The organism is Corynebacterium sp. H113 (genome assembly GCF_037572315.1).
GTDB lineage: Bacteria > Actinomycetota > Actinomycetes > Mycobacteriales > Mycobacteriaceae > Corynebacterium.
On sequence record NZ_JBBHKZ010000003.1, the window covers coordinates 281,771 to 306,143 of the forward strand.

Consider the following 24,373-nt stretch of genomic DNA (forward strand, 5'->3'; position numbering starts at 1 on the left):
GCGGATAACCATGACGCTGCCTGTCTTTCTCATCGACTTCACGGAGCTTCCTGAGGTCGGTGCCACAGTGACCATCGACGGCCCAGAGGCGAAGCACATTGGTGTGCGTCGCCTGGGCATCGGGGAGCTCATCGGGCTCACCAATGGTGCGGATGGGTATCTCGAAGCGGAGATCCGCAGTATCGCTGGCTCTGGCAACTCGATGACCGTGGCGTGCGACGTCGCAGTGTCCAGCATCGCGCAGCGCCCTGGGCCACACGTCACTGTGGTGCAAGCACTACCCAAATCTGATCGGGCGGAACTTGCCGTTGACCTCATGACAGAAGTCGGTGTCGACTGCATCATTCCGTGGTCGGCGCGAAACTGCGTCGCAAAGTGGGTAGGAAACAAACAGGAAAAGGCGCGCCAGAAGTGGGCACACTCAGCGCGTGAGGCGGCAAAGCAAGCGCGCCGGGCGTGGATCCCACCGGTATTGGAGCTGCACGATACTCACGGCGTCGTCAAGCGAGCACAGGAGTGTATTGCAGGCGGTGGCATGGTTGCAGTTCTGCACGAGTCCGCGTCAGCCCCGTTTGCAGAGTTCGCGGCGCAGGCGCGCGATTGCGACGAAGTGATGTTCATTGTCGGGCCAGAAGGTGGCGTGGATCCGACTGAGGTCGAGCAGTTCGCAGAGATCGGTGCTCACACACTGGTGTTGGGACCGACGGTACTGCGGACGGCGTTGGCGGGAGCGAGCGCGATTAGTGCGCTAGGACCGCTGACGAATCGTTGGCCGTAGTGGGCGAGAGGTAATGCGCGTGACGTATATAGCGCGCCGGGCCACATGTTTTAGGGCTAGGATTAACGGCTAATGAAAAGTATTGATTATCGCACGTCAGCAGTTATCGAATTGGATCCTGAGTTCGCCCCGATAGTTCTGGGCGAGGCGGATCGAAACTTGCGACTGCTCGGCGAGCTGCTGGGCGCAGATCTGCATGTTCGCGGCGCGACGGTCACGGTGAAGGGCCGTCCGAATGAGGTTGCGACTGCTGCGCAGGCTTTTAAAGAGCTTGAATCAATGGCAAGCCGAGGACATGAGCTGTCCGTAGAGTCCGTCCGCCGGGCGATTGGCATTGTTGATCGTGGCGGTAATGCGACCAGCACTCTGGCGGCGGAGATTGTGTCGCATCGAGGAAAGACAGTGCGCCCAAAGACCGAGGGCCAGAAGCGCTACGTCGATGCCATTGACCAGTTTTCAATTGTGTTCGGCATCGGCCCTGCGGGGACCGGCAAGACCTATTTGGCAATGGCCAAGGCAGTCCAGGCGCTACGAAACAAAAGCGTTGAGCGCATTATTCTGACTCGCCCTGCCGTCGAAGCTGGCGAGAATCTTGGCTTTCTGCCTGGCACATTGCACGAAAAGATCGACCCATACTTGCGCCCGCTTCACGACGCTCTGCGGGACATGGTGGAACCCGAAATGATTCCTAAACTCATGGAATCCGGTGTCATTGAGGTGGCACCGCTGGCGTACATGCGCGGTCGCACGTTGAATAACGCGTTCATCATTCTCGATGAGGCGCAAAATACGACACCAGCGCAGATGAAGATGTTCCTAACCCGACTCGGGTTTAGCTCCAAGATGGTCATTACCGGCGACGCAAGCCAGGTGGACTTGCCGCGAGGCACCAAGTCCGGCCTGGCCGTTGCCCGTAAGGTTCTGCATGGAGTACCAGGTATTGCCTTCCCGGCACTCGGATCGACCGACGTGGTGCGAAACCCCCTAGTCACCTCGATCGTGGAGGCATATGACGACTTCGACGCATACGAAGCACAAAAATCGGAGGCACGGAAGTGACTATTGAGGTTTTTAACGAGTCCGGTGTTGGTGTTAACGAGGAATCGCTCATTGACGTTGCCAAGTACGCACTTGGTCGCATGGATGTACACCCAGCAGCTGAGCTGTCGCTGCACATCGTCGATGAAGCCACCATCGAGGACTTGCACGTCCGTTGGTTGGATCTGCCAGGTCCAACCGATGTCATGAGCTTCCCCATGGACGAGCTGACCCCCGGCTCTGGTCGCCCCGATGCAGCCACGCCTGGACCTGCCATGCTCGGAGATATCGTGCTGTGCCCAACGTTTGCTGCGAAGCAGGCGGAAAAGGCTGGCCACCCACTGAGCCATGAACTTGTATTGCTGACCGTCCACGGTGTGTTGCATCTGTTGGGCTATGACCACGTCACGGCTGAAGAAGAACACGAGATGTTCAAGATCCAAAACGGCCTGCTGGCCGATTGGTACGACGACATTGAAACCCGTGGCGTCGAGTTCCCAGCCAAGCCCATCACTCCCGCAGCTTTCCCTTCGGGAGCTGACGGCCGGTGAGCCCTTGGGTCATCGTTATTGTTGTAGTTCTCCTGGTTATTGCCAGTGTGCTTAGCACCGTTGAAACTGCTCTTTCGCAGATCTCTCGCGCCCGAGTCATGGAAATGCTTCGCGACGAAGTCGCCGGGGCAAAAGCCCTCCTGCGGGTGTTGGATAATCGTCCACGGCATGTGAACGTGCTTGTGCTGCTTCGGACGTTGTGCGAAGTGTCAGCTGCGATTCTCGTTGCGGTCGTAGCGTCTGAATTCATCGAGTCCGATGTGAGGGCAATTTTCGCCGCCATTACGGTCATGAGCTTGTTTACCTACGTCGTGCTGGGTGTGACGTCGCGGACTTTGGGTAAGCGAAATCCGTACTCCATTTCTTTGGGGTCGGCGCTTCCGGTGGAGTTCGTCGCAAAGCTGTTTGGCCCGGTGGAAAAACTGCTGATTGGTGTCGGCAATATTGTCACTCCAGGCGGCGGTTTCCAGGACGGGCCGTTCTCAGGCGAAGTTGAGCTGCGCGAGATGGTCGATATTGCGCAGGAACGCGGCATCGTGGAGTACGACGAGCGTCGCATGATTCAGTCGGTGTTTGATTTGGCATCGACGTCGGCACGCTCCGTGATGGTGCCACGCCCGGAGATGGTGTGGATCGAAGCGGATAAGCACTGTGGTCAGGCGGTGACGCTGTGCGTGCGGTCAGGACATTCGCGTATTCCGATTATTGGCGACAGCGTTGATGACATCATCGGTGTCGTGTACTTGAAGGATCTGGTGCAGCAGACCTATGACCGCACAGATGGTGGTCGAGGGGTGCCGGTGACTGCGGTGATGCGTAAGGCTGTGTTCGTTCCGGATTCGAAGCCACTTGATGATCTGCTCGACGAAATGCAGCGAGATCGCAACCACATCGCCATTCTTGTCGATGAATACGGTGGCGTCGCGGGTCTCATTTCCATTGAAGACATTTTGGAAGAGATCGTCGGCGAGATTGCCGACGAATATGACGATGCGGAACGCGCACCAGTTGAAGAACTCGGTGGCACGAAGTACCGCGTGGTTGCGCGGCTGGGGATCCATGAGTTGGCTGAGTTGTATCACGAAGCGCACGACATCGAACTGGAATTCTCACCGGAGATGGAAGAAGAAGTCGACACCGTTTCCGGTTTGCTTGCGTACGAATTAGGGCGAGTCCCGTTGCCGGGTGTGGAAGTTGAGGTCGCAGGCCTTAAACTCACGGCAGAAGGTTCTCGCGATCGTCGTGGTCGCATGCGTGTGCATGCGGTAATTGTGGAACCAGTGCAGTCTGGAAAGGACATTAATGGCGAATCTTGAGGACATGCTGGCGTCAGCCGGAATGGGCGGATCTGCTGACGACTACTCGGCACCAGAGGGTTTTCGTTCCGGTTTCGTGTCCATCGTTGGCCGCCCGAATACTGGCAAGTCAACGCTGACGAATGCGCTGGTGGGCGAGAAGATCGCCATCACCGCGGACCAGCCGGAAACGACTCGCCACGTTGTTCGTGGTGTCGTGCATCGTCCGGAATGCCAGATTGTGGTCGTCGATACGCCGGGTCTGCATAAGCCACGCAAGCTCATCGGTCAGCGTCTGAACGACATGGTGGCGGAGGCATATGCCGATGTCGATCTCATTGCGCTGGCCGTTCCTGCTGATGAAAAGATCGGCCCAGGTGACCGCTGGATTCTCGATTCCGTGAAAGAAGCGTGTCCGAATACGCCGCTGATGGGCATCGTGACGAAGGTCGATAAGGCTTCGCGCGACCAAGTGATGGAGCGTCTACTCGAATTGCATGCTTTGCTTGGCGACGTCGAGTTGGTGCCAGTTTCGGCTACGTCGGGGGAGAACCTGGAGACGTTGGCGAAGGTCATTGGTTCGCAGCTGCCTGAAGGTCCGAAGTTGTACCCAGATGGGCATGTCACTGATGAGGATCAGCGCACCCGCATGGCCGAGCTGATTCGTGAGGCTGCTCTTGGTGGCCTACGTGACGAACTTCCGCACTCTGTGGCGGTCGAGATTGATGAAATTCTGCCAAGCGATCGTCCTAACTGCACCGATGTTCACGCAGTCATTTATGTGGAGCGTCCCGGCCAGAAGATGATTCTGCAAGGCCGCGATGGTCGTCGTTTGAAGTCGACTATCCAGAAAGCGCGTAAGGAACTCATCGAGCTGATGGGCACCAACGTCTTTCTGGACCTGCGCATCAAGGTGTTGAAGGATTGGCAGTCCGATCCGAAGCAGCTTGGACGCCTGGGCTTCTAGCCTCTGGCGTATGTGCGCCTGGGTAGGGGAGCTGCTTCGTGGCTGAACCATTTCGCGATCGCGCCATTGTGGTGCGCCGGCATGACCTCGGTGAAGCCGATCGGATTATCGTCCTTTTCACTCGGGAGCACGGCTTGGTGAGAGCCGTCGCAAAGGGAGTCCGACGAGCGAAGTCAAGATTCGGATCGCGCCTATCGCCATTCGTGGAAATTGACGCGCTGATTTATCCGGGGCGGAACCTTGGCACGATCAACAGCGTCGACACGATTCGCACCTGGGCTGCTCCGCTTGTCGACGACTACGCCCGATACACCTGCGCCTGTGCAGTGTTGGAAGTCGCCGAGCGTTTAGTGCTGGAGCCGGACCCGCAATTGTGGGACATGACGGTTGGAGCGTTGGACAACGTCACGACGTATACGCCAGGGCTTGCCCTGACATCTTATATTTTGCAGGCCATGCAACATACGGGCTGGGCGCCGAGCCTTTTTGAGTGCGCGAACTGTGGCAAGGCGGGACCTCATCATGCCTTTTCACCGGCGTTGGGCGGGGCAGTGTGTACGAACTGCAGGCCACCTGGAACAGGCGTGGATACTGAGGTGCTGCGACTGATGTGGCATCTAAGTAGGGGAGACCTGTCGACTACTGATGCTCATGTGGGATCACGGGCGCGGGCATTGGCGACGGCTCATCTTGAGTTTCATCTGGGGCGACGGATTACGGCGCTCAAACTTGTCGATGCGCAGTGGTAGGCGCGCGCTCGATGGTCAGTGGCAAGCGACATTTACCGGGTCGTCGTAAGGCACAATAGAAGGGTGACTACGTTGAATCCCCCAGTGCCAGAACAATTCGTGCCGAACCACATTGCCCTTGTCATGGATGGCAACGGCCGGTGGGCAGAAGAACGTGGCATGAAGCGCACCGAAGGCCACAAGCGTGGCGAAGCCGTGCTGATGGAATGTGTTGATGCGTGCCTCGAAATGGGCGTGAAGCACCTGTCGGCTTACGCATTTTCCACGGAGAATTGGCGACGTTCCACTGATGAGGTGCGTTTCCTCATGGGGTTCAACCGTGACGTATTGCGTCGGCGTCGCGATGAGCTGGATGGCAAGAACGTCCGGGTGCGCTGGGCTGGACGACGACCACGATTGTGGCGTTCCGTCATTAAAGAGCTTGAAATTGCCGAAGATCAGACCAATGACAATGACGCATTGACGTTGTACATGTGCGTCAACTACGGTGGTCGCGCTGAAATCGTTGACGCGGCGAAGGAAATTGCTCGGCAGGCAGCAGCTGGTCAGTTGAGCGAGTATGACTTAACGGAGTCGTCGTTTAGCCAGTTCCTGGATGAGCCAGATATGCCGGACGTGGACTTATTCCTGCGCCCGTCGGGGGAGCAGCGGACGTCGAACTTCCTGATCTGGCAGTCGGCATATGCAGAGATGGTGTTTCAGGACAAGCTATTCCCAGACTTTGGTCGTGAAGATTTGCGGGAAGCTGTTGTGGAATACGCGAAGCGCGACCGACGGTTCGGTCGCGCTTAGGTCAACTCTGATGTAGTGCGCCTAATGCCCTGGTGCAGAGCACCTGATGCAGAGTCAACAGTGTGTGGTTCCGGGCTAGTGAGCTATTGGGCTGGCTGCGTGTCGGTGTCTGGGGCTTGGCAGTCCCCGCACAGACCAAAAACCTCAGCGGAATGACCGGTGAGCTGGAAACCATGTTCGGTAGCCAACTGGTCTGCCCATTGCTCAACCGGGCCGCCGCCGACTTCCACGGTTTCGCCACAATCGGTACACACCAAATGGTGATGATGGCTATCGCTGCACAGACGGTACAGGGCTTCGGATCCATCGTGGTGCAACACGTCAACGGCCTTCATCTCGGCCAATGACTGTAAGGTGCGATAAACAGTGGTCAAACCAACTTTTTCGCCCTTATCGGTAAGGGTGCGGTGGATCTCAGCTGCAGAGCGGAAATTCTGGTCTTCGCTCATCACCGTGACAACGGCTTTTCGCTGGCGGGTGTTGCGTACGCCGATCTTCTTAGCGCCTTTCATACCTTGACCATACCCTCAAGTGCATAACACAGTCCTTTACGACTAGAGTTGGGTGAATCCATGTCCAGCAACTAAGGAGCAGAAGAGGCAGTGGCCCCTAAGTCTGTCGTCGATACCGTCGCTAACCTGTGTAAGCGCAGGGGTTTTGTTTACCCTTGCGGTGAAATTTACGGCGGAACCCGCTCTGCGTGGGACTACGGTCCCCTCGGCGTCGAGCTGAAGGAAAACATCAAGCGCCAGTGGTGGAAGACCTTCGTTAACGGCCGCAAGGACGTCGTTGGCCTCGACTCGTCGATTATTCTGCCTCGCCAGGTCTGGGAAGCTTCCGGGCACGTCGCAACGTTCACTGACCCTCTGGTCGAGTCGCTGCACACCCACAAGCGCTACCGCGCAGACCACTTGCTTGAGGCATACGAGGCTAAGCACGGCCACGCTCCTGAAAACGGTCTTGCAGATGTTCCAGACCCAGAGACTGGCCAGCCAGGTAACTGGACCGAGCCACAGCTGTTCTCCGGATTGATGAAGACCTACCTTGGTCCAGTGGACAACGAGGTTGGCCTGCACTACCTGCGTCCAGAGACTGCTCAGGGCATTTTCGTGAACTTCAAGAACGTTATGACGACGTCGCGTATGAAGCCGCCATTCGGCATCGGCCAGACTGGTAAGGCATTCCGCAACGAGATCACCCCAGGTAACTTCATTTTCCGTACTCGTGAGTTCGAGCAGATGGAGATCGAGTACTTCGTGGCGCCGGACGATGCGCCTGAGAAGTTCGACGAGTGGGTAGACGCGTGCTGGAACTGGTTCATCGACCTTGGCGTGAACCCGGATAACATGCGCCAGTTTGATGTCCCAGACGACGAGCGTGCACACTACTCTGCACGCACCATCGACTTCGAGTACCGCTTCGGTTTCTCCGGCAACGAGTGGGGCGAGCTCATGGGTGTCGCTAACCGCACCGACTACGACCTCGGCTGCCACTTGGAGCACTCCACCGAAGACATGCGCTACCACGACCAGGTCACGGGTGAGAAGTACATTCCGTACGTTATCGAGCCTTCCTTCGGTCTGACTCGTGCACTCATGGCGTTCCTGTGCGACGCATACGAGGAAGAAGAAGTGCCAAACGCTAAGGGCGGCACCGATACTCGTACCGTGCTGAAGCTGGATCCGCGCCTGTCGCCAATCAAGGTTGCTGTGCTGCCATTGTCGAAGAAGGACACGCTGACCCCAACCGCGGAGGCTGTTGCTGACAAGCTGCGTGGCCTCTGGTCGGTTGACTACGACACCTCCGGCGCTATTGGTCGTCGTTACCGTCGTCAGGACGAGATTGGTACGCCATACTGCGTCACCGTTGACTTCGACACCCTCGAAGACAACGCTGTCACGGTCCGCGACCGCGACACCATGGCTCAGGAGCGCGTAGCTATCGACGAGCTGGAAGGCTACCTCGCACAGCGTCTGGTGGGCTGCTAATGAGCGATCACGAGGGCGATCACGAAGTCACGATGCCTGACGGTTCTCACGTCACATGGGAATCGTGGAGCTTGGGTGATCCGAAGAAGGACCGCACTCCGATTCTTCGCGAGGACCAGGTCGTCGGCGAGTACGTTCGCCACGACGGCAAGGACTCCATCGAAGCTAACGGAACGTGGGCTCTGCAGGCTGACGAAAACTCGCTTTCCGGCACGCTTCCTGACGGTCGTGTCTACTCGGCTACGTCGGCGGATGGCAAGAAGATTGCGCGTTCGAAGGCGATTAACGTTGACTTCGGCGACTCGTCGGCACGCATCGTGTGTGAAGGCTCGACCAACTACGTCATCGAAAATGACGCAGACAAGATCGGCCAGTTCACCGGCGCGAGCCGTGGTGTCCGCCATGCGGAGATTCAGTACGACACCGAAGTTGGTCGCGCGCTGCCGGATGAGCAGAAGATCTTCCTCGCGTGGACTGCCCGCCGGGTGCTGGAAGCACGTATGGTGTCGTCGACGTGGATTCTGACCATCTGCCTGATCCTGCTGATCGCCTACCTCGCGTGGGCGTGGGTGGCATAGGTCTGAGCGGAGAGAGGCGCAGATAATGTGGCTGCTTGATAACGCAACTGTCTACGAAGACGGGCAGCCACTCACCGCTGGGTGGACCATTGAGGGACGTGGCCAAGCGTTTCGCATCAGCGCACCTGATGTGGATTATGTCGCGCGTCCCGATGGTTTCCTCGCCACCAAAATGACCGTGTCTGGTCCCGCGGATTCCGTCCGCATCAAACGGCAAGGTCGCTCGTGGTTTGTACTTTACGACGACCACATGATTGCCAAATACTCAAAGAGTCGCTTCGTTGTCTTTGAGGAATCTGACCAGGCGCTTCCTGCCCAGGACTTGCTAGTCGCTGCAGCACTGGTGTGCTGGAAGATGGAGCACCCGGACGTCTATATCTGACTTACTTGCAAGTCTGTTTGGGGCCTAACGCTGACCTTTTTGCACTTATTGCCCGCCTTTTCACCTTTTGGTTCGCGCGCCAGAACCAACAATTGAAGAAGCGGGCAATTAGCGGTTTGGTGGAGCATTTGGGCCTAGAACCGCAGTGAGGTACCGGAGCCGCCACCACCGCTGAAGCCACCTCCGCCACCGAAACCGCCTCCGCCGAAGCCACCGCCACCGAAGCCGCCACCGCCGTTCATCATGCCACCGAGCACCATGCCAGCAATGAGCGCACCGGAGTCGCCTCCGCCACGTTGCTGATTTCGATAGTTGTTGATGTCTTGCTGCGCGCGCTTCGATGATTCGCGGGCAAGTCGTGCTGCCTCACGAGCCTCGTTAATGCCCGTGCGCGGGTTATTCTGTGGCGTATTGCCAGGTGTCACCGCAATGGTGTCTGCGACTGCGTAGTGTCGCTCTGCCTCTGCAAGCAAGGTACGGGCACGGGAGCCAACAATGCGGCGTCGGGTGCCAATTGTGTCACGCGCCGCGACAATCGCAGTCTGCGCATCAGCCAGGGAATTCTGCAGAGTCTGCATGGCCCGCGCGAAAGCTTGAGTGGCATCGCGTGCCGACGCAAGATGCTCATCCAAGTCGGCATCTGCTTCGGTCAGCTCGGTCCAGGCAGACAGTGGATCTGTGGAACCACGTTGGTCGGCGACGGCCAGCGCAGCAGTACCAGCGTCAATTGCAGAGCGAAGTGCGGTGCGGTCGAACTGTGCTGCCTCAGGAGTACCCAGGAGATTGCGTGCTTCGTCAACCTCACCACGAACCTCGGCAACCAAGGCTTCGAGGCCAGACACTGCCTGACTGATATTAGAATCCGCGTGTTCAATACCGGCAATAAGCTGGTCTGCCTGGGAAAGCGCCATGTCAGACTTCGCCAGCGCGTCCACCAACCCGGCCTGCTCGCCGGCAGGACGCTCCAAGATAGAACGCGCGTTATCGATAGATTGCTCTGCCATGGTCACATGCTCGGTGGCCATGTCGATGTTGTCGGCGATGGAGGTGAGCATCGTCGCGTCGTAACGCGCGCGTAGGCTGTCCAGCACCGTGGCAGCCTTCGGGATGCGCGTGCGCAGGTCGATGGCGCGCTGGGTGTAGCGGTCGAGAGTTTCAGGCGCGTTCATGAGCTGCTCGCGCATTTCGCGGTAACGGTCGGCCTCAGCGTCGAGCTGATCGTCGGCGACACCACACGTGGAGACGATTTCCAACAGCATCGAGCGACGCTCAGACTCTGACATGGAGCGGTGGCTATCTACACGCTGGCGCATCTGGAAAGCCTTGTCCAGAGTGCGCTGCGAATTTGCCAGGGCCTGTTCGAGGTCGCGCACACGGGCATCACCGAACTCGTTGCGGGCCATCTCCAGCTCGGATTGGGCCTTGCGGATCGACTCGTCCGTAGAGACCAGTTCTTCCTGCGCCAACGTGTCCAACGCGTCGGTGCTGAGTTCCCCAAGCGCATTGACATCTGCTGGGTTAATTGCGCGACCCTCGACAACTTCCTGAGCAGTGCGCTTCTTCTTATTACGACGAGCCCACAGCAGGCCACCGCCACCCAATACAGCTGCGCCGCCAAGTCCCGCACCAAGACCTACGACACCAGTGGCGTCGCCCCCACTTTGCTGGACTGCAGCGTTGCCAGCTCCGAACCAATCGTCGTTTGTCAAGGGAGCGTAGACGGCATCCGAGAGCTGGTCGACGGAGGCTGGATAGTCATCGCCAGCCCAAATGCCGAGGTTTCGTTCCTCGGTAGCAATGGCTACGACGGCGGTGTTGCTGGTGCTGCCTTGGGCGTCGTAAAGCGCCTTGGCCCATTCTTCACCGGACATGCCGTCGAAAGTCCTGACGTAGGCAACGAACAGCACTGCCTTGGAATCAGCCTGATTCTCCTTGATGCGCGCTTCTAGGTCGGACTTCTGCGACGACGTCAACACACCGGCGGTATCAAGCACAGTGCCCGGAAAACTGTCAGGCGCTTCGGCGACGGCGGTCGGCGCGAAACTATCGAGATCAACGCTAACAAGACCAACGCTGGCCGGACCGAGTGTGACCAGGACTCCGGCGCAGACGCCGGCACAAAGGGCTGCTGCAGTTCTCTTAGGACTCATGCTTTCTAAGATACCTACCTCGGTCGCCGTGTCGTGGAGCGCAAAGGCGCGTGCGCCAGCCACAATGGGGAGGTGACTGCTTTGTTCGCTTACTCTCCGTCCGATTTCGAGCGCATTTTGCAGGAAGGTAAGAAAGAGTCTTTACTTCCTGGTTCGGAATCAGTGGAGGCTCATCGCGGTGATTTTTCTCGAGACCGCGCTCGCGTGCTTCATTCGGCTGCTTTACGACGACTCGCCGATAAGACCCAGGTCGTCGGTCCGCGGGAAGGGGACACGCCGCGAACACGTCTGACTCATTCGTTGGAAGTGGCGCAGATTGCGCGTGGCATTGCGGGAGATTTGGGTGCGGATCAGGACCTCGCCGAGTTGGCTGGGTTGACGCACGATATTGGGCATCCGCCGTATGGGCATAACGGCGAGCGGGCGTTGAACGAGATCGCAGCAGGCTGCGGTGGTTTCGAGGGCAATGCGCAGACGCTGCGCATTCTGACCCGATTGGAACCGAAAGTCCTGGACGATACCGGCTACCCGTGTGGTTTGAATCTGACACGGGCTGCACTTGATGCTGCGTGTAAATACCCGTGGACTGCATACGACAGCGAGGGTAATCTCCGCCCGAAGTACGGCGCCTACATGGAAGATGCGCCGATTCTGCAGTGGATTCGCTCGGGCGCTCCATATGGTCAGCAGTGTTTGGAAGCTCAGATCATGGACTGGGCTGACGACGTCGCCTACTCCGTGCACGATGTCGAAGACGGTATCGTATCGGGTCGTGTTCACCTCAGCGTGCTGTGGGACATGGTCGAGTTGTCGAACCTCGCTGATAAGGGTGCCAAGGCATTTGGCGGTGACCCTGCCGAACTGGTGGAAGCTGCTGGACGGCTCGCTGGCCTGCCAGTCGTCGCGCGAGCTGCCTCCTACGACGGATCATTCGAAGCTCATGTCGCCTTGAAGCGGATGACTTCGGAGCTGGTTGGTCGCTTCGTCACCGCATCGGTGGCGGGTACCCGCAAGGCAGCGAACACGGATATGCCGCTGGGGCGCTATGACGCTAACCTTGCCGTTCCTGCGTCAATTCTCGCTGAAGTCACCATGCTCAAAACCATCGCTGTGTTGTACGTGATGGATTTGCCGGCGCATCTTCGTCGTCAAGATCGTGAACGCGACCGCTTGCACCGGGTCGCCGAGTACTTAAAGGAAGGCGCGCCGGGCGCTCTTGATCCGATGTTCCGGTGGCTGTACGAGCAAGCGGATTCGGATGCTGGGCGACTGCGCGTCATCGTGGATCAGTTGGCGTCGATGACGGAGTCGCAGGTTGAACAGCTAGACCATCGCATCGCAGGATTCACTGCGGCCTGGGGCTGATGGAGGCTATTCTTCTGCGTCCGGGATTTCGCAGAAGCTCTCGAAGTGATCGTCGGTGTAGTACCACACATCTGGATCATCTTCGGTGCCACCGCCAACCACGATACGTCGCGCACCGCGGTGATTGATGCCTGGCGTTTCCACGGTGTATTCGCGGTAGTAGCTACTCTTTTCTTTCGGCAGAACATTCTCGTAGTTGCCGAAGTGCTTGCCATCGTGCTGTGAGTAAATATGGTCTTGATCAGCGAGAATTCGGTCGATGACCTCGTCTGCTTCTTCTGGTAGCTCGGTGACTGGGCAGGTATCGCTTGACGACGATCCCTGCTGATTCGACTTCCTATCATTGGCCGGCTTGTTCGTTTCCTGGCCCTTGGTTTTGCCTGTTGGCTGGCCGGTTGTCTGGTTTGCGTTTTGACCAGAGTCGGTAGAGGTATCCGTGTTACCCGATGTTGTGGAGTCGGTGCCCTCTAGTCCAAAGTACGAACCTGCAATAACCAGTGCTGCAGCACCCAAGCCGCCAGCGATCTTCTTCCACGAATTCTCAGCCATGAGTCTATGTTCTCATGAAGGTCGGATTGGCTCCGCGATCTGCCCCTCGCCAGGTGCCCGCAGTAAAGGGCGCGTGCATAGCGCTAAGGTAGTGCTCATGGCTAGGGGACGTATTCCGGACAGTGATATCGCTGCAATTCGCGAAAACACTCCGATCGAAGAGATCGTGGGTGACTACGTTCAGCTCAAACCTGGCGGTGCAGATTCCCTCAAAGGATTGTCGCCTTTCAAGGACGAGCGCACCCCGAGTTTCCATGTCCGTCCGAATCATGGGTACTACCACTGCTTTTCCACAGGCAAAGGTGGCGACGTGTTCAGCTTCCTCATGGAAATGGAACACCTCACATTTCCGGAAGCCGTGGAAGCATGCGCCGAGAAAATCGGATACCGCATTAACTACGAAGGTGGCGGCACGGGTCGTCGTGAAGAACCTGGTACTAGGCAGCGGTTGATTGCTGCGAATCGTGAAGCGCAGAAGTTTTATGCGGAGCAGTTTGGCACGCCGGATGCGGCGACGGCGCGGAAGTTTTTGGCGGATCGTGGGTTCACGCCGGAGCATGCCAAGCAGTTCGGCTGTGGCTACGCGCCGGCTGGCTGGGATACGTTGACCAAGCATTTGCAGCGACTGGGCTTCAGCTTCGACGAGCTGGAAAAGGCAGGCCTGTGCAAGATGGGTCGGCAGGGGCCGATTGACCGTTTCCACCGGCGGCTACTGTGGCCGATCCGTAACATGAGCGGTGACGTGATCGGGTTTGGTGCGCGCAAGCTTTTTGACGATGACAAACTCGGCAAATACATGAATACGCCTGAGACGATGCTGTACAAGAAGTCGAAGGTCCTATTCGGCCTGGATCTGGCGAAGCGCCATATCGCGGAGGGGCACCAGGCGGTCATCGTCGAGGGCTATACCGATGTGATGGCGATGCACGCGGCTGGTGTGCCGACCGCTGTCGCGTCGTGTGGCACGGCTTTTGGCGACGAGCACTTGCAGCTGCTGCGCCGGCTGATGCTCGATGACAGCTTCTTTCGTGGCGAGCTGATTTACACCTTTGATGGAGACGAAGCAGGGCAGAAGGCTGCCATGCGCGCTTTTGAAGGTGAGCAGAAATTCACCGGCCAGTCGTATGTGGCGGTCGCCCCGGAGGGCATGGACCCGTGTGATCTGCGCATGGAAAAGGGCGAGGCAGCGGTGCGTGACCTCGTGGCTAATCGAGTGCCACTGGTCGAGTTCGTGCTGCGCACGTTGTTGAAGGACTTCGACCTGACCACCGCGAATGGCCGCGTTGAGGGGCTGCGTCGCGTAGTTCCCGTCATCGCGCAGATCCGTGATTCCTCTTTGCGAGACGAATACGCCCGCGAAGTCGCCGGTTGGGTCGGCTGGAACGATGAAGCTGAGCTGGTGCAGCGGGTGCGCAACGAGGCGCGTCGACCCGCCGATCCAAAGAAAGCTTTACGACGCACCCCTGCATCAGCTGGGTCCGCTCGGGCGGGTGCTGGAGCCGGGGCCGGGTCCCAGAAGCCGACCTTGCCGTATCCGAATCCGCGCGATCCCGTGTTGCATGCGCAGCGTGAGGCGCTGAAACTTGCGATTCAAGAACCGGTGCTTACTGGCCCTGTTTTTGATGCGCTCGCTCCAGAGACATTTGGGCATCCGACGTACCGGGCTGTTTTCGACGCTATTCAGGCTGCTGGCGGTGTGGCTGCTGCTGCGGGTGGCGTAGCTGCGGCTGGCGGCGCAGGCGTTGACGGTGTCGGCGGCGCGAAGTGGGTCGCCGATATTTCGGCGGGGACGTCGGATGCGATGGCGCGTCGTCTAGTTACCGAGTTAGGCGTCGAACCAATTCATGTGGACTACGAAGCGCTGCGTGGCTATGCCTCCGCGGTGCTGGCGCGCTTGCAGGAAGTGTGGGTGGGCGATCAGATTGCTCAGGTGAAAGCGCTGCTGTCGCGGATGCGCCCAGCGGACGATGAGGCCGGTTACCGACAGTTGTTCGCCGACCTCCTTGCGTTGGAGGAGTATCGCCGCGAGTTGCTGGCGGAAGCTGTGCAAGTGCCGACGCTGGAGTAGGTGACTCACTTTCATTCTTGTAATTCGGGACGGGGTGTTTATGGCTGAACGCTCAGTGTTGGTCGGGAAAATATGGTGTTTAACCAGCGGATTTGTTTCGTTGAAGGGTGCTAGGTAAAGTACTGAGTCGTTGCAAGGGAACACCGCGCATAGCAGTGTGAACACGCAAAGCGCATTCCTCCATAGCTCAATGGCAGAGCATTCGACTGTTAATCGAAGGGTTGCTGGTTCGAGTCCAGCTGGAGGAGCAAATACGCCAGGTCAGGGAAGTTTCCCGGCCTGGTTTTTTCATTGTGGGGGGGCAAATTGTCCGAACAGTGAATATGGTTAAATTATGGATTCTTTAATCCCTCAAGAGGGGCCTCGTGCACGCGCCCGAACTCTGGTGACGGCTTTTTCCATCGTCTTCCTGTTAGCCCTGGTTTGGGAGTTGATCGGCCAGTTCCTCTTGCCAGACGCTAATCTCGCTTACACCTCAGGCGTGATCGTGTGGTCGCTGACGATCATCATTCCCGCCCTGATCGTTGGTCTGGCTACACACCTGCTCGGCTGGCCTTATGTCCGGGTCTGGCGGTGGACACTCATCTTGGTCGGCGCGCTCGCTTGCGTTGTGCTTCAAACCGCACTCATGGTCTATGTCTTTGCGACGACTCCGCCCGACGGACAAGACGGCCTGATCGTGGCGTATGTCGTGTTTGTCCACCCAATGCTCATCCTGGTTGGCAGCTGGATAACAGTTCTGATCGCCGATTTTGCTCGTGGCCAGGGCAGGCACAAGCAAAATTCTTCACAAGCACTTTCACTCAAACCTGCTCCGACCCATCACGGCGATTGATATATTGACACACATATCCAATTGTGTCCCAGCCCACACAGGAGTCACTGCGATGGCCTTCACTCCACACCAACTGAAAAAGTACATGCAGTTCTGGCCACCGTTCCTCGGGGCGGGAATCAAGGTCAAGGAGTTCGCTGATGATGGCTCACGAGTCGTCGTCACGCATCGCCTTGGAAAGTTCACACAAAATGCGGTTGGGACTGCGTTTGGTGGCACGATTATGTCGATGACTGATCCGTTTTACATGCTGGCATCGATGGCTCGGCTCGGGCGCGAGTACAACGTGTGGGACGTGAAAGCGGAAGTTGAGTTTGTGAAACCGGGGTGGGGAACGATCTCGGCGGACATGCGCATTGATGATGAGACGTATGAGCTCATCAAGGAAAAGACCGCTGGCGGTGACAAGTACCTGCATTGGTTCGAGACTACCGTGACCGATGAAGAAGGGGATACGGTCGCGATAGTGCGACGGCAGGTCTATTACCGGCGGAAGAAGCGCTAGGCACTGGCTCCCGTAAACACGCCCGCCTTTCGCACGGCAGGCAATTTGTCACCCCTCTCTTTACACTGTGCTTGTACATACGCTTGTCATTGAGGGGCAATTAAAGGTACTGGTGTGAATACTGATCGAGCAGGCGCCAGCAAGCCAACTGGCGCAACTAATAACGAGCAGTCGACGTCGGCGCACAACAACGCTTCCCGCTTGGATCGTGCCCGCGGATGCCTCCTCGGTCAGTTCATCGGTGATGCACTCGGCGCTCCAGTCGAATTCAAAACAGCAGAGCAAATCAAGGCCGAGTTCCCAGACGGCGTTCGAGACATGGCAATCCCGGATCCATGGGGACGCATTCCAGGGCAAGTCACCGATGATTCTCAAATGGCCATGATGCTTGCCCGCAGTATCGACGCACTCGGTACTTTTGATCCCGCAGACGTATTCAACCGCTACCAGTACTGGTACTCCACAAATCCCGTTGACATCGGCAATACCTGCAAACTCGTTCTCTCCGGCGAAGGATTCAACCCGCACTCCGAAGCCAACGGCACGGTCATGCGAGTAAGCCCACTGGGTATTTACTGCGCACGGGACAATATTTCCACCGTTCAGGCTGTCACCTTCGCCCACGAAGAAGCCGCGCTCACGCACCCGAACCATGTTGTTCTCGACGCCAACGCCACGTTCACTGTCGGCATCGCCACTGCCATTCGCACCGGCGATGCACAGGCCACCCTCACCGCAATGGTCGACACCGCCCAGACTCCCGAAATCAATCGCGCGCTTGACGACGGCCTCCGCGGAACCTACGACGTCTACGCCGAGCACATTGGCTGGGTCAGGTTGGTGTTGGGGCTGGCCGTCGCAAAGCTCAAAGCTGTCGCCGAGGGAACGCTGACACCGGCAGAAGCTGTTGTCGAGGCAATCGGCTTCGGCGGTGACACCGACACCAACGCAGCGATTACGGGTGCGCTCGTCGGAGCGGTTGGGGGAGAATCCGTGTGGCCTCGCGAATGGGTGGACACCGTCCTCAACGCGGAGCCAGAGCTGCCCGAGGTGTTCTGGGCGCATGACCTACGCGGGCTAGCGGCGCGGTTGGTGGGCCACTAAATCTGCCCAGTTGTCTCCGTCAGATACTCCAGGATTGCCCGCACACGGCGATTTTCTTCGCCAGGCTGCAGACGAAGCTTCACAAAAATATTGGACACATGCTTCGCCACACTCGCCGCTGACAACACCAACGTCTCTGCGATCTGCGTATTCGACAACCCTCGAGCCATGAGTTCGAGTACCTCGCGTTCGCGCGCCGTGAGCTCGGCAAGCCCGGAATGACCTGAGCGCATTAGCGCCGTCGCCACATCAGGGTCAATGACCACGCCACCGCCCGCGACCACGTCGAGGGAGCCAAGAAAATCAATGACGTGCGAAACCCTGTCTTTCAACAAATAGCCAGTTCCCGCACGGTTTTTATCGCCCGAAAACAACTCACGGGCATACGCCGGCGCAACGTACTGCGACAGCACCAACACATTCAAATCCGGGTACGTTTCACGCAGCTCCACTGCAGCACGCAAACCATCGTCCTGCATTGTTGGAGGCATCCGCACATCGGTGATCACCAAATCCGGCAACGTCCCCGTCGCTTCCCACACGGAGTCAACCGCCTCGACGAGGGCATTCGCAGAGTCAACCTTGGCAATAACTTCATGGCTGCGCTTTTCGACGAGCCCAGCAACGCCCTCCCTCAACAAAGCTGAATCATCGGCGATAATGATTTTCACTGGGATTCTCCTGGGGTTAGCGGGGTAGCGCTGCCTGTGGTGGCACAGTCGGTATCGTCCCTGCCACCAGCGCCATCGGCGATGCCACTTTCGCCACGATTCAACAGCAGTGGAATTTTGGCAGCAATCCGCGTTGGGCCACCAACAGGCGAGTCGATGGTTACCTCTCCATCGAAAGCTGCGAGCCGTTCAGTCATGCCGGAAATGCCATGACCACGCACCACCTTGGCACCACCCGGGCCTTGATCCATCACTGAAATATGTAACCGGTCATCGCTGGTTAGCAGCACTGACACTGGCGCATCAGGTGCGTGCTTTGCTGCATTCGTCAGAGACTCCGTGGCAAAGAAATAGGCCGCGGCCAGCACATTGGGGTCGATTGTCGGCAACGGATGCGGGCACTGCACCGTCACATGCGGGCCGTATCCCTCGGCGACCTCTTCAAGCGCAGCTGCCAGTCCGCGATCCCGCAGAACTTGTGGGTGAATGCCGTGAACGGTGCGTCGTAAAGCAGTAAGGCCTTCTTCCAATCGCGCGCGAGTCTCGGCAATAAGAGCCATCAGCTCATCGTTGCCGGTATCCATGGCTTCGAGTTCAGCCTCTCCGAGTTTCAACGCAGCGGCGACGAAGTACTGCTGCGCACCATCATGGAGATCATTCTCAATGCGTCGACGCTCAACTTCGTAGGCCTGAGCGATAGAGCGCCGAGACTCCGTCAGCTCCGCGATTCGAGCGACCGCCATCTCCTCGTATGTTGTGGCTGCGGGAAGCTGATTACGCCTCAGTGACTTACGAGATACGGCATTCCGAGACAACGAACCACGGGACGGCGCATCGTCGGAATAGCGATCGTGCCGACGACCCCAGCCCAGCAACTCCCGCAATGACTTCATGGTCGCCATGATACGAAGCTCAGCAGGAGCACGATAGTCCGTCGCGAAGTAGGAGGGTAGTGCCAGCACTACCGTAAGTTGGTTTCTAGCACTGTCGTTTTACGCTGTGCGAACAGGTGAAATAGGGAACATGAGCACAGAAACAACAACACGAAACCAGGGCGCGACTGGGGCAGGCGCCGTGGTTCTGCAGGACATCACAAAGTCGTTCAACAACTCGCCAGTACTGACTGGCATCTCGCTGACCATCCAACCCGGCGAGACTGTCGCCATCATGGGCCCATCCGGCTCCGGCAAGTCCACACTGCTGCATTGCATGTCCGGAGTCCTCGTTCCAGATGCGGGCAAGGTCTTCCTCGGGGACACCAACATCAGCTACCTCAGCGACGCTAAGCGGTCGGCGCTTCGCTTAAACAAATTCGGCTTCGTTTTTCAGGACGGACAGCTACTGCCTGAACTGACCGCACGCGAAAACGTTGCATTGCCAGCAATCCTGCGAGGTGAGCCCAGGGGAGCCGCGCTGAAAGCTGCCGACGATATGCTGACCCGCCTTGGCCTCGGCGATTTGCTTGGGCGTCGTCCCGGCAAGATGTCTGGTGGCCAAGCGCAGCGCGTCGCTATTGCCCGCGCCATCGCTACGAAGCCACAAGTGATCTTTGCCGACGAGCCAACAGGTGCCCTCGATCAGCAGACCGGCCACGAAGTGATGCAGCAACTCATCGCAGTCGTGGAGCAGTCCGGTTCCACGCTGATCATGGTGACGCATGACGCTAAGGTCGCCAACTGGTGCCAGCGTCGGGTCGAGATCCGTGACGGCATTATTCACGACGATCGGATGCTCGCCGGAGCGGGCGCCCACAGCGTACTCAACAACCGTTCAGTCGAAAGGGTGAACTAAGCATGGCAACAGCTCAGCTCACTCGATCTGACGTCACGCGCATTCCGACGAAGGCCCTCGTTGATCTCGGTGTCTCCTTCCAACGCGCTGGCCGCGAAAGTAAGACGGGAAGCCGCTGGCTGTCTACTCTCGCCGTTCTCGCAGTCACCGTGAGCACCTGGGCGATCATGATTGTCGCCGGTGGAACATGGATGTTTGTCGAACGGTGGCGTGATCCCATCCCAGAACTCGAGCCACTCAAATCACAAGGCGTCTTGGAGTTCTACATCTTTCTCGCGCTCGTCGCCTGCGTGTTCGTCATCCCCACAACAATGTCTCTCATTGCACAATCGGCTGTGTTGGGCGCATCCGGTAGGGAACAACGCTTAGCGACGCTCCGTCTTTTAGGCCTTTCCAACGGTGCAGTAACCCGGATGACCATGGTGGAGACAGCCGGACAGGCGCTGCTCGGAATCGCACTCGGCACCATCTTGTCTGTCGCAACAGCCCCATTCTGGGCCTTGCTAACTTTCCAGGACGTACGCATTTCCACGTGGGAAGTCCTATTGCCGTGGTGGGGCTACCCAGTTGTGTGGTTCATCATCATGCTGCTGGCACTGGTGGCATCGGTCATTGGTTTGAAGCGAGTATTGGTGACTCCTTTGGGCGTGTCCAAGCGTGATATTCCAAAGGCATTGAAGTGGTGGCGCGTCATTGCTTTTGCGGTCATCGTTGGCGCAGGTGTCATGTATGTCAACACTTTCGACCCATCGGCAGAGCTAGCCTCTTCGGAGATTTTCGGCTTCGTCTTTTTGGCTCTCGTGCTGTTTGTCATGGTCAGCTCTGTCAATATCATCGCACCATTCATGTTGCAGGTACTTGCATGGGTATCTCGCATTGTGCCTGGCAAGACTGCTTTTGTAGCGACTCGTCGAGTGGCAACGAATGGCAAAGAGGCATGGCGTCGCGTCAGCGCAATGACATTCCTGGGTGTTTTGCTGGGCTACATCACTTTGATGCCGATGGACGGTGATGAACAGTTCGGTGATCTCGCGATCCAGCGCGATTTGGTCCCAGGTGTGGCAATTACGTTCATTGTCGGATTCATCATCATGCTGATGTCGACGCTGCTGAACCAAGCCTCGACCGTGTATGAACAAGCACCGCTAACCCGGGCGCTGGACTTCATTGGTACGCCGTTTGCGTTCCACCGCAGCGTGGCCATCCAGCAGATCTTTGTGCCGATGCTCGTGATGGGCGCACTTGGCTTCGGCTTTGGGTACAGCATTGGTTACCTCACATTCGGCCAGTTCGCCGAAGACACGTTCACCATGCGTAGCGTCGTTATCATCGGCATATTCCTCGCAAGCATCGTGATCGCGACACTAATGACAGCAGCAGTCGATCCGCTGCGGAAGCAAATTATTGGCCGACAGGTTCGTCGTAACGATTAGCCACAGCGATTAACCTGTGTGTTCCGGGGACGTGGCGCGAAACGGTATTCGCCGTAATGAAATAGTCACCACGTTTACCCGGAATTCATCTCACACCAACGTGATTTACACCTCCGACACCTACGCTGGGAGCTAGCTGGCAAGGGGAAGTTGTCAGCTACACCCCAAACGGGCTGCTCACCAGGAGCAACCCACTAGGAGTCAACCTTGCGAACCTATGTATTGGACACCTCGGTGTTGCTGTCCGACCCTCATGCACTCCGCAAGTTCGCAGAACACACGATTGTTCTGCCACTCGTTGTGGTGAGTGAACTTGAGGCCAAGCGACACCACCCAGAGCTCGGCTGGTTTGCACGAACCGCCCTGCGTCATCTGGAAGAGCTGCGCTACCAGCACGGACGTCTCGATCAACCAGTACCCGCCAATAATGAAGGCGGGTTTTTGCATATCGAGCTCAATCATTCCGACCCATCAATCCTGCCTGCGGGATTCCGAAACGACACCAACGATCACCGTATTCTGACGTGTGCTTTGAACTTGCAGTCAGAGGGGCACGACACCGTGCTGGTGACGAAAGATATTCCACTCCGCGTCAAGGCCGGTGCCGTCGGCCTGCCCGCAGATGAATACCATGCTCAGGATGTCGTGCTCACTGGCTACTCCGGTTTCGTTCATGTAGAAACCGGCGCTGACACCATCGACACGCTGTACCGCAACGGTTTCGTCGACCTCAGCGAAGAACAGACCACCGATGGTGAAATTGTCGCCGAGCTGCCCATCCACTGCGGTGTGCAATTGACCGCAGGTAGCCAATCTGCGCTTGGTCGCTTGGGCAAGGATGGCGTCGTCAAGCTTGTTCGTGGCGAGCTCGAAGCATTCGGTGTGCGCGGACGCTCTGCGGAACAGCGCATTGCGTTGGATCTACTTCTCGACGATTCCGTGGGCATTGTCTCACTCGGCGGACGTGCGGGTACTGGTAAGTCAGCGCTGGCGTTGTGTGCTGGGTTGGAGGCTGTGCTGGAGCATGGTCTGCATCGCAAGATTGTTGTCTTCCGTCCGCTGTATGCCGTGGGTGGGCAGAACTTGGGCTACCTGCCGGGTTCGGAAAACGAGAAGATGAATCCATGGGCGCAGGCAGTGTACGACACGCTGGAAGGCATTGTCAGCGACAACGTCATGGAGGAAATTCAGGCGCGCGACATGCTTGAAGTTTTGCCGCTGACGCACATCCGTGGTCGCAGTTTGCACGATAGTTTCGTGATCGTCGACGAAGCGCAGTCGCTGGAACGCAACGTCTTGCTCACCGTGCTGTCGCGACTGGGCAAGAACTCTCGCGTAGTACTGACACACGATGTGGCACAGCGCGATAACCTGCGCGTTGGCCGCCATGATGGTGTGCAGGCGGTTATCGAAAAGCTGAAGGGCCACGAGCTATTTGCACACGTGACCCTCAAGAGGTCGGAGCGCTCGCGTATTGCCGAGCTGGTCACCGACCTTCTGGAGCAGGGCTAGTTGCCTGAGTCGCCGTCCAGGTTTTCTACCTGGATGGCGGAGAAGCTGGATGTTGCGGCGCGCTTGCGTCGCTCGCCAGCTTCTTGCTTTTCGCTCAACGTATCGACGAAGTCCGCAACTGTCGACGAGTCCACGTACTCAATGCGCTCTGGCAGGACATTCTCTGCGACCATGCGTTTCAGCACAGGAAGTTCGACGTACGAGGATGTCGCGCCCAGTGAGCGCACGGCCTGCGAGCCCGCGCACACAGCCAACTCAACGGCCTCCTGCAAGCTGGAGCCACGAGCTAGTTCAGCGGCGAGAGTGCCCGAGAAGGCATCGCCTGAACCCGTGCCGTCGATGACCTCATCAGCCGGAACGGTCACTGCTGGTTGGTACCAGAGCTTTCCATCACCGCCGTCTACTTCTGCTTCAGAGTAAACACAGCCCTTGTCGGACAGCGTCACCACAATAGAAGGGGCGTACTGCAGAAGCGCATCGATCTGTGTGGAGAGATCCCCACGACGAATGCCAGTGGTCAGATCGAGTTCCAACAACACTTCCCACAAACACCGGGTGTTCACGACAAGCGGATCTGCATTGTCAATCAGCGTTGGGGTTGCGACGGTCACCGGCGACAAATTCAACACAAACCGGGTACCGCTGAGGCTCGCCAGAGAGGCAAGAGTCTCGATTGCCTCGGGCATCAGCTCACCCTGGGACAGTAGAACGTTAGCTTTCGCGATGTCATCGGCGAAGTCTGTCGGGTCAGTCTCCATATTCGCACCGCGCTGCACAAAGATGCGTGGGGCGCCTTCGCGCTCGGATGCGATAAACGCGGTGCCAGTGGGACGATCCCACGTCGTTTGTACCGCATGGACATCGACGCCCTTCGCAGTCAGTTCCGCTAGGACTTCGTCAGCAGCAATGTCTTCACCGACAGTGCCAAGGATTTTGGTTTGAGCCTCTGCGAGCGCAGCTGCAACAGCCTGGTTAGCGCCCTTGCCACCTAGGGCTTTTACGCCTTCGTTGACAATCATGGTCTGGCCGGGCTCTGGAAACGTGTCAATGGACACCATCGTGTCTTGGTGAATAGAACCGCACACAACAACAGTCGGATTTGTACCCGAAATATTCTGAGCCATAACTCATACTCTGCCACGATCGCCGGACCCACGTGTTCGAAAACGGGTGAGGCGGGGGAAAAGCGCAAAAAAGTGCCCCCAGCAGGGCTCGAACCTGCGACCAGCGGATTATGAGTCCGCGGCTCTAACCGACTGAGCTATAGGGGCA

The 24,373-nt window shown here is 57.9% G+C and carries 24 protein-coding genes and 2 tRNA genes; 19 read left to right on the forward strand and 7 right to left on the reverse strand.

What is annotated here, in order from left to right; translation table 11 throughout:
• Nucleotides 1-10 precede the first annotated feature (10 nt).
• The 7 genes from WG938_RS07950 to WG938_RS07980 all read left to right on the forward strand — a co-directional run bounded on the left by WG938_RS07950 (nt 11) and on the right by WG938_RS07980 (nt 6,170).
• Complete coding sequence (locus tag WG938_RS07950; RefSeq protein WP_339979501.1) at nt 11-778, forward strand: 16S rRNA (uracil(1498)-N(3))-methyltransferase; 768 nt, start codon at nt 11-13, stop codon at nt 776-778.
• A gap of 72 nt (nt 779-850) precedes the next feature.
• Nucleotides 851-1,837 carry a PhoH family protein gene (locus tag WG938_RS07955; protein ID WP_339979504.1) on the forward strand — a complete coding sequence of 329 codons (987 nt, stop codon included), beginning with the start codon at nt 851-853 and terminating at the stop codon, nt 1,835-1,837.
• Nucleotides 1,834-2,367 carry an rRNA maturation RNase YbeY gene (ybeY, locus tag WG938_RS07960; protein ID WP_339979506.1) on the forward strand — a complete coding sequence of 178 codons (534 nt, stop codon included), beginning with the start codon at nt 1,834-1,836 and terminating at the stop codon, nt 2,365-2,367. Before WG938_RS07955 ends, ybeY begins: the two co-directional genes overlap by 4 nt.
• Entirely contained in the window at nt 2,364-3,683 is a 1,320-nt protein-coding gene (locus tag WG938_RS07965; protein ID WP_339979509.1) for a hemolysin family protein, read from the forward strand. The genes ybeY and WG938_RS07965 overlap by 4 nt, the downstream gene beginning before the upstream one ends.
• 22 nt (nt 3,684-3,705) lie before the next feature.
• Complete coding sequence (gene era / locus WG938_RS07970) at nt 3,706-4,629, forward strand: GTPase Era (RefSeq protein WP_339979648.1); 924 nt, start codon at nt 3,706-3,708, stop codon at nt 4,627-4,629.
• 38 nt (nt 4,630-4,667) lie between these two features.
• On the forward strand, nt 4,668-5,378 hold the full coding sequence (recO, locus tag WG938_RS07975; RefSeq protein WP_339979511.1) for a DNA repair protein RecO: 711 nt from the start codon (nt 4,668-4,670) through the stop codon (nt 5,376-5,378).
• A 63-nt stretch (nt 5,379-5,441) separates the two neighbouring features.
• Nucleotides 5,442-6,170 carry an isoprenyl transferase gene (locus WG938_RS07980; RefSeq protein WP_339979513.1) on the forward strand — a complete coding sequence of 243 codons (729 nt, stop codon included), beginning with the start codon at nt 5,442-5,444 and terminating at the stop codon, nt 6,168-6,170.
• A gap of 83 nt (nt 6,171-6,253) precedes the next feature.
• Here WG938_RS07980 and WG938_RS07985 read toward each other — a convergent pair whose 3' ends face one another.
• Nucleotides 6,254-6,682 (reverse strand): Fur family transcriptional regulator, encoded by a 429-nt coding sequence (locus WG938_RS07985; RefSeq protein ID WP_339979515.1) that lies wholly within the window; start codon nt 6,680-6,682, stop codon nt 6,254-6,256.
• A gap of 90 nt (nt 6,683-6,772) precedes the next feature.
• Between WG938_RS07985 and WG938_RS07990 the strand changes: the two genes are divergently transcribed.
• From WG938_RS07990 to WG938_RS08000, 3 genes are read left to right on the forward strand one after another with little or no spacing between them, the layout of a single operon-like run.
• Nucleotides 6,773-8,158, forward strand: coding sequence for a glycine--tRNA ligase (locus tag WG938_RS07990; RefSeq protein WP_339979518.1), 1,386 nt, complete (start codon nt 6,773-6,775; stop codon nt 8,156-8,158).
• A complete protein-coding gene (locus tag WG938_RS07995; protein ID WP_339979521.1) occupies nt 8,158-8,736 on the forward strand; it encodes a hypothetical protein in 579 nt (192 codons plus the stop codon). Before WG938_RS07990 ends, WG938_RS07995 begins: the two co-directional genes overlap by 1 nt.
• A 25-nt stretch (nt 8,737-8,761) precedes the next feature.
• The gene (locus WG938_RS08000; RefSeq protein ID WP_339979523.1) at nt 8,762-9,118 is read left to right on the forward strand and encodes a hypothetical protein; all 357 of its coding nucleotides are present in this window, start codon (nt 8,762-8,764) and stop codon (nt 9,116-9,118) included.
• A 134-nt stretch (nt 9,119-9,252) separates the two neighbouring features.
• On the opposite strand, the gene WG938_RS08005 is transcribed toward WG938_RS08000, so the two are convergent.
• A complete protein-coding gene (locus tag WG938_RS08005; protein WP_339979525.1) occupies nt 9,253-11,268 on the reverse strand; it encodes a TPM domain-containing protein in 2,016 nt (671 codons plus the stop codon).
• A gap of 81 nt (nt 11,269-11,349) precedes the next feature.
• On the opposite strand from WG938_RS08005, the gene WG938_RS08010 reads away from it, so the two are divergent.
• On the forward strand, nt 11,350-12,633 hold the full coding sequence (locus WG938_RS08010) for a deoxyguanosinetriphosphate triphosphohydrolase (RefSeq protein WP_339979649.1): 1,284 nt from the start codon (nt 11,350-11,352) through the stop codon (nt 12,631-12,633).
• A 6-nt stretch (nt 12,634-12,639) separates the two neighbouring features.
• Here WG938_RS08010 and WG938_RS08015 read toward each other — a convergent pair whose 3' ends face one another.
• Complete coding sequence (locus tag WG938_RS08015) at nt 12,640-13,182, reverse strand: ribonuclease domain-containing protein (RefSeq protein WP_339979527.1); 543 nt, start codon at nt 13,180-13,182, stop codon at nt 12,640-12,642.
• 97 nt (nt 13,183-13,279) lie between these two features.
• On the opposite strand from WG938_RS08015, the gene dnaG reads away from it, so the two are divergent.
• The 5 genes from dnaG (at nt 13,280) to WG938_RS08040 (ending at nt 17,694) form a co-directional block, all read left to right on the forward strand.
• On the forward strand, nt 13,280-15,250 hold the full coding sequence (dnaG, locus tag WG938_RS08020) for a DNA primase (RefSeq protein WP_339979529.1): 1,971 nt from the start codon (nt 13,280-13,282) through the stop codon (nt 15,248-15,250).
• 176 nt (nt 15,251-15,426) lie between these two features.
• Nucleotides 15,427-15,498: transfer RNA gene (locus WG938_RS08025), tRNA-Asn, on the forward strand.
• 86 nt (nt 15,499-15,584) lie between these two features.
• The gene (locus WG938_RS08030; protein WP_339979531.1) at nt 15,585-16,085 is read left to right on the forward strand and encodes a hypothetical protein; all 501 of its coding nucleotides are present in this window, start codon (nt 15,585-15,587) and stop codon (nt 16,083-16,085) included.
• A gap of 52 nt (nt 16,086-16,137) precedes the next feature.
• Complete coding sequence (locus WG938_RS08035) at nt 16,138-16,590, forward strand: DUF4442 domain-containing protein (RefSeq protein ID WP_339979534.1); 453 nt, start codon at nt 16,138-16,140, stop codon at nt 16,588-16,590.
• Between the two features lie 114 nt (nt 16,591-16,704).
• Nucleotides 16,705-17,694 carry an ADP-ribosylglycohydrolase family protein gene (locus WG938_RS08040; protein ID WP_339979536.1) on the forward strand — a complete coding sequence of 330 codons (990 nt, stop codon included), beginning with the start codon at nt 16,705-16,707 and terminating at the stop codon, nt 17,692-17,694.
• Here the strand turns inward: WG938_RS08040 and WG938_RS08045 are convergent.
• Both WG938_RS08045 and WG938_RS08050 read right to left on the reverse strand, forming a co-directional pair.
• The gene (locus WG938_RS08045) at nt 17,691-18,365 is read right to left on the reverse strand and encodes a response regulator transcription factor (RefSeq protein ID WP_339979538.1); all 675 of its coding nucleotides are present in this window, start codon (nt 18,363-18,365) and stop codon (nt 17,691-17,693) included. The genes WG938_RS08040 and WG938_RS08045 overlap by 4 nt on opposite strands.
• Nucleotides 18,362-19,108: a sensor histidine kinase gene (locus WG938_RS08050; protein ID WP_339979651.1), complete on the reverse strand. Its 747-nt coding sequence runs from the start codon at nt 19,106-19,108 to the stop codon at nt 18,362-18,364. Before WG938_RS08050 ends, WG938_RS08045 begins: the two co-directional genes overlap by 4 nt.
• A gap of 280 nt (nt 19,109-19,388) precedes the next feature.
• Between WG938_RS08050 and WG938_RS08055 the strand changes: the two genes are divergently transcribed.
• From WG938_RS08055 to WG938_RS08065, 3 genes are all read left to right on the forward strand, one after another.
• Entirely contained in the window at nt 19,389-20,156 is a 768-nt protein-coding gene (locus tag WG938_RS08055; protein WP_339979540.1) for an ABC transporter ATP-binding protein, read from the forward strand.
• Nucleotides 20,157-20,158: 2 nt separating this feature from the next.
• Entirely contained in the window at nt 20,159-21,589 is a 1,431-nt protein-coding gene (locus WG938_RS08060) for an FtsX-like permease family protein (RefSeq protein WP_339979543.1), read from the forward strand.
• A 207-nt stretch (nt 21,590-21,796) separates the two neighbouring features.
• On the forward strand, nt 21,797-23,101 hold the full coding sequence (locus WG938_RS08065) for a PhoH family protein (protein ID WP_339979546.1): 1,305 nt from the start codon (nt 21,797-21,799) through the stop codon (nt 23,099-23,101).
• Here the strand turns inward: WG938_RS08065 and WG938_RS08070 are convergent.
• Nucleotides 23,098-24,225, reverse strand: coding sequence for a PfkB family carbohydrate kinase (locus WG938_RS08070; RefSeq protein ID WP_339979549.1), 1,128 nt, complete (start codon nt 24,223-24,225; stop codon nt 23,098-23,100). The two genes, WG938_RS08065 and WG938_RS08070, sit on opposite strands and share 4 nt — an antisense overlap.
• 73 nt (nt 24,226-24,298) lie before the next feature.
• Nucleotides 24,299-24,372 (reverse strand) — tRNA-Ile (locus tag WG938_RS08075).
• Between the last annotated feature and the right edge of the window lies 1 nt (nt 24,373).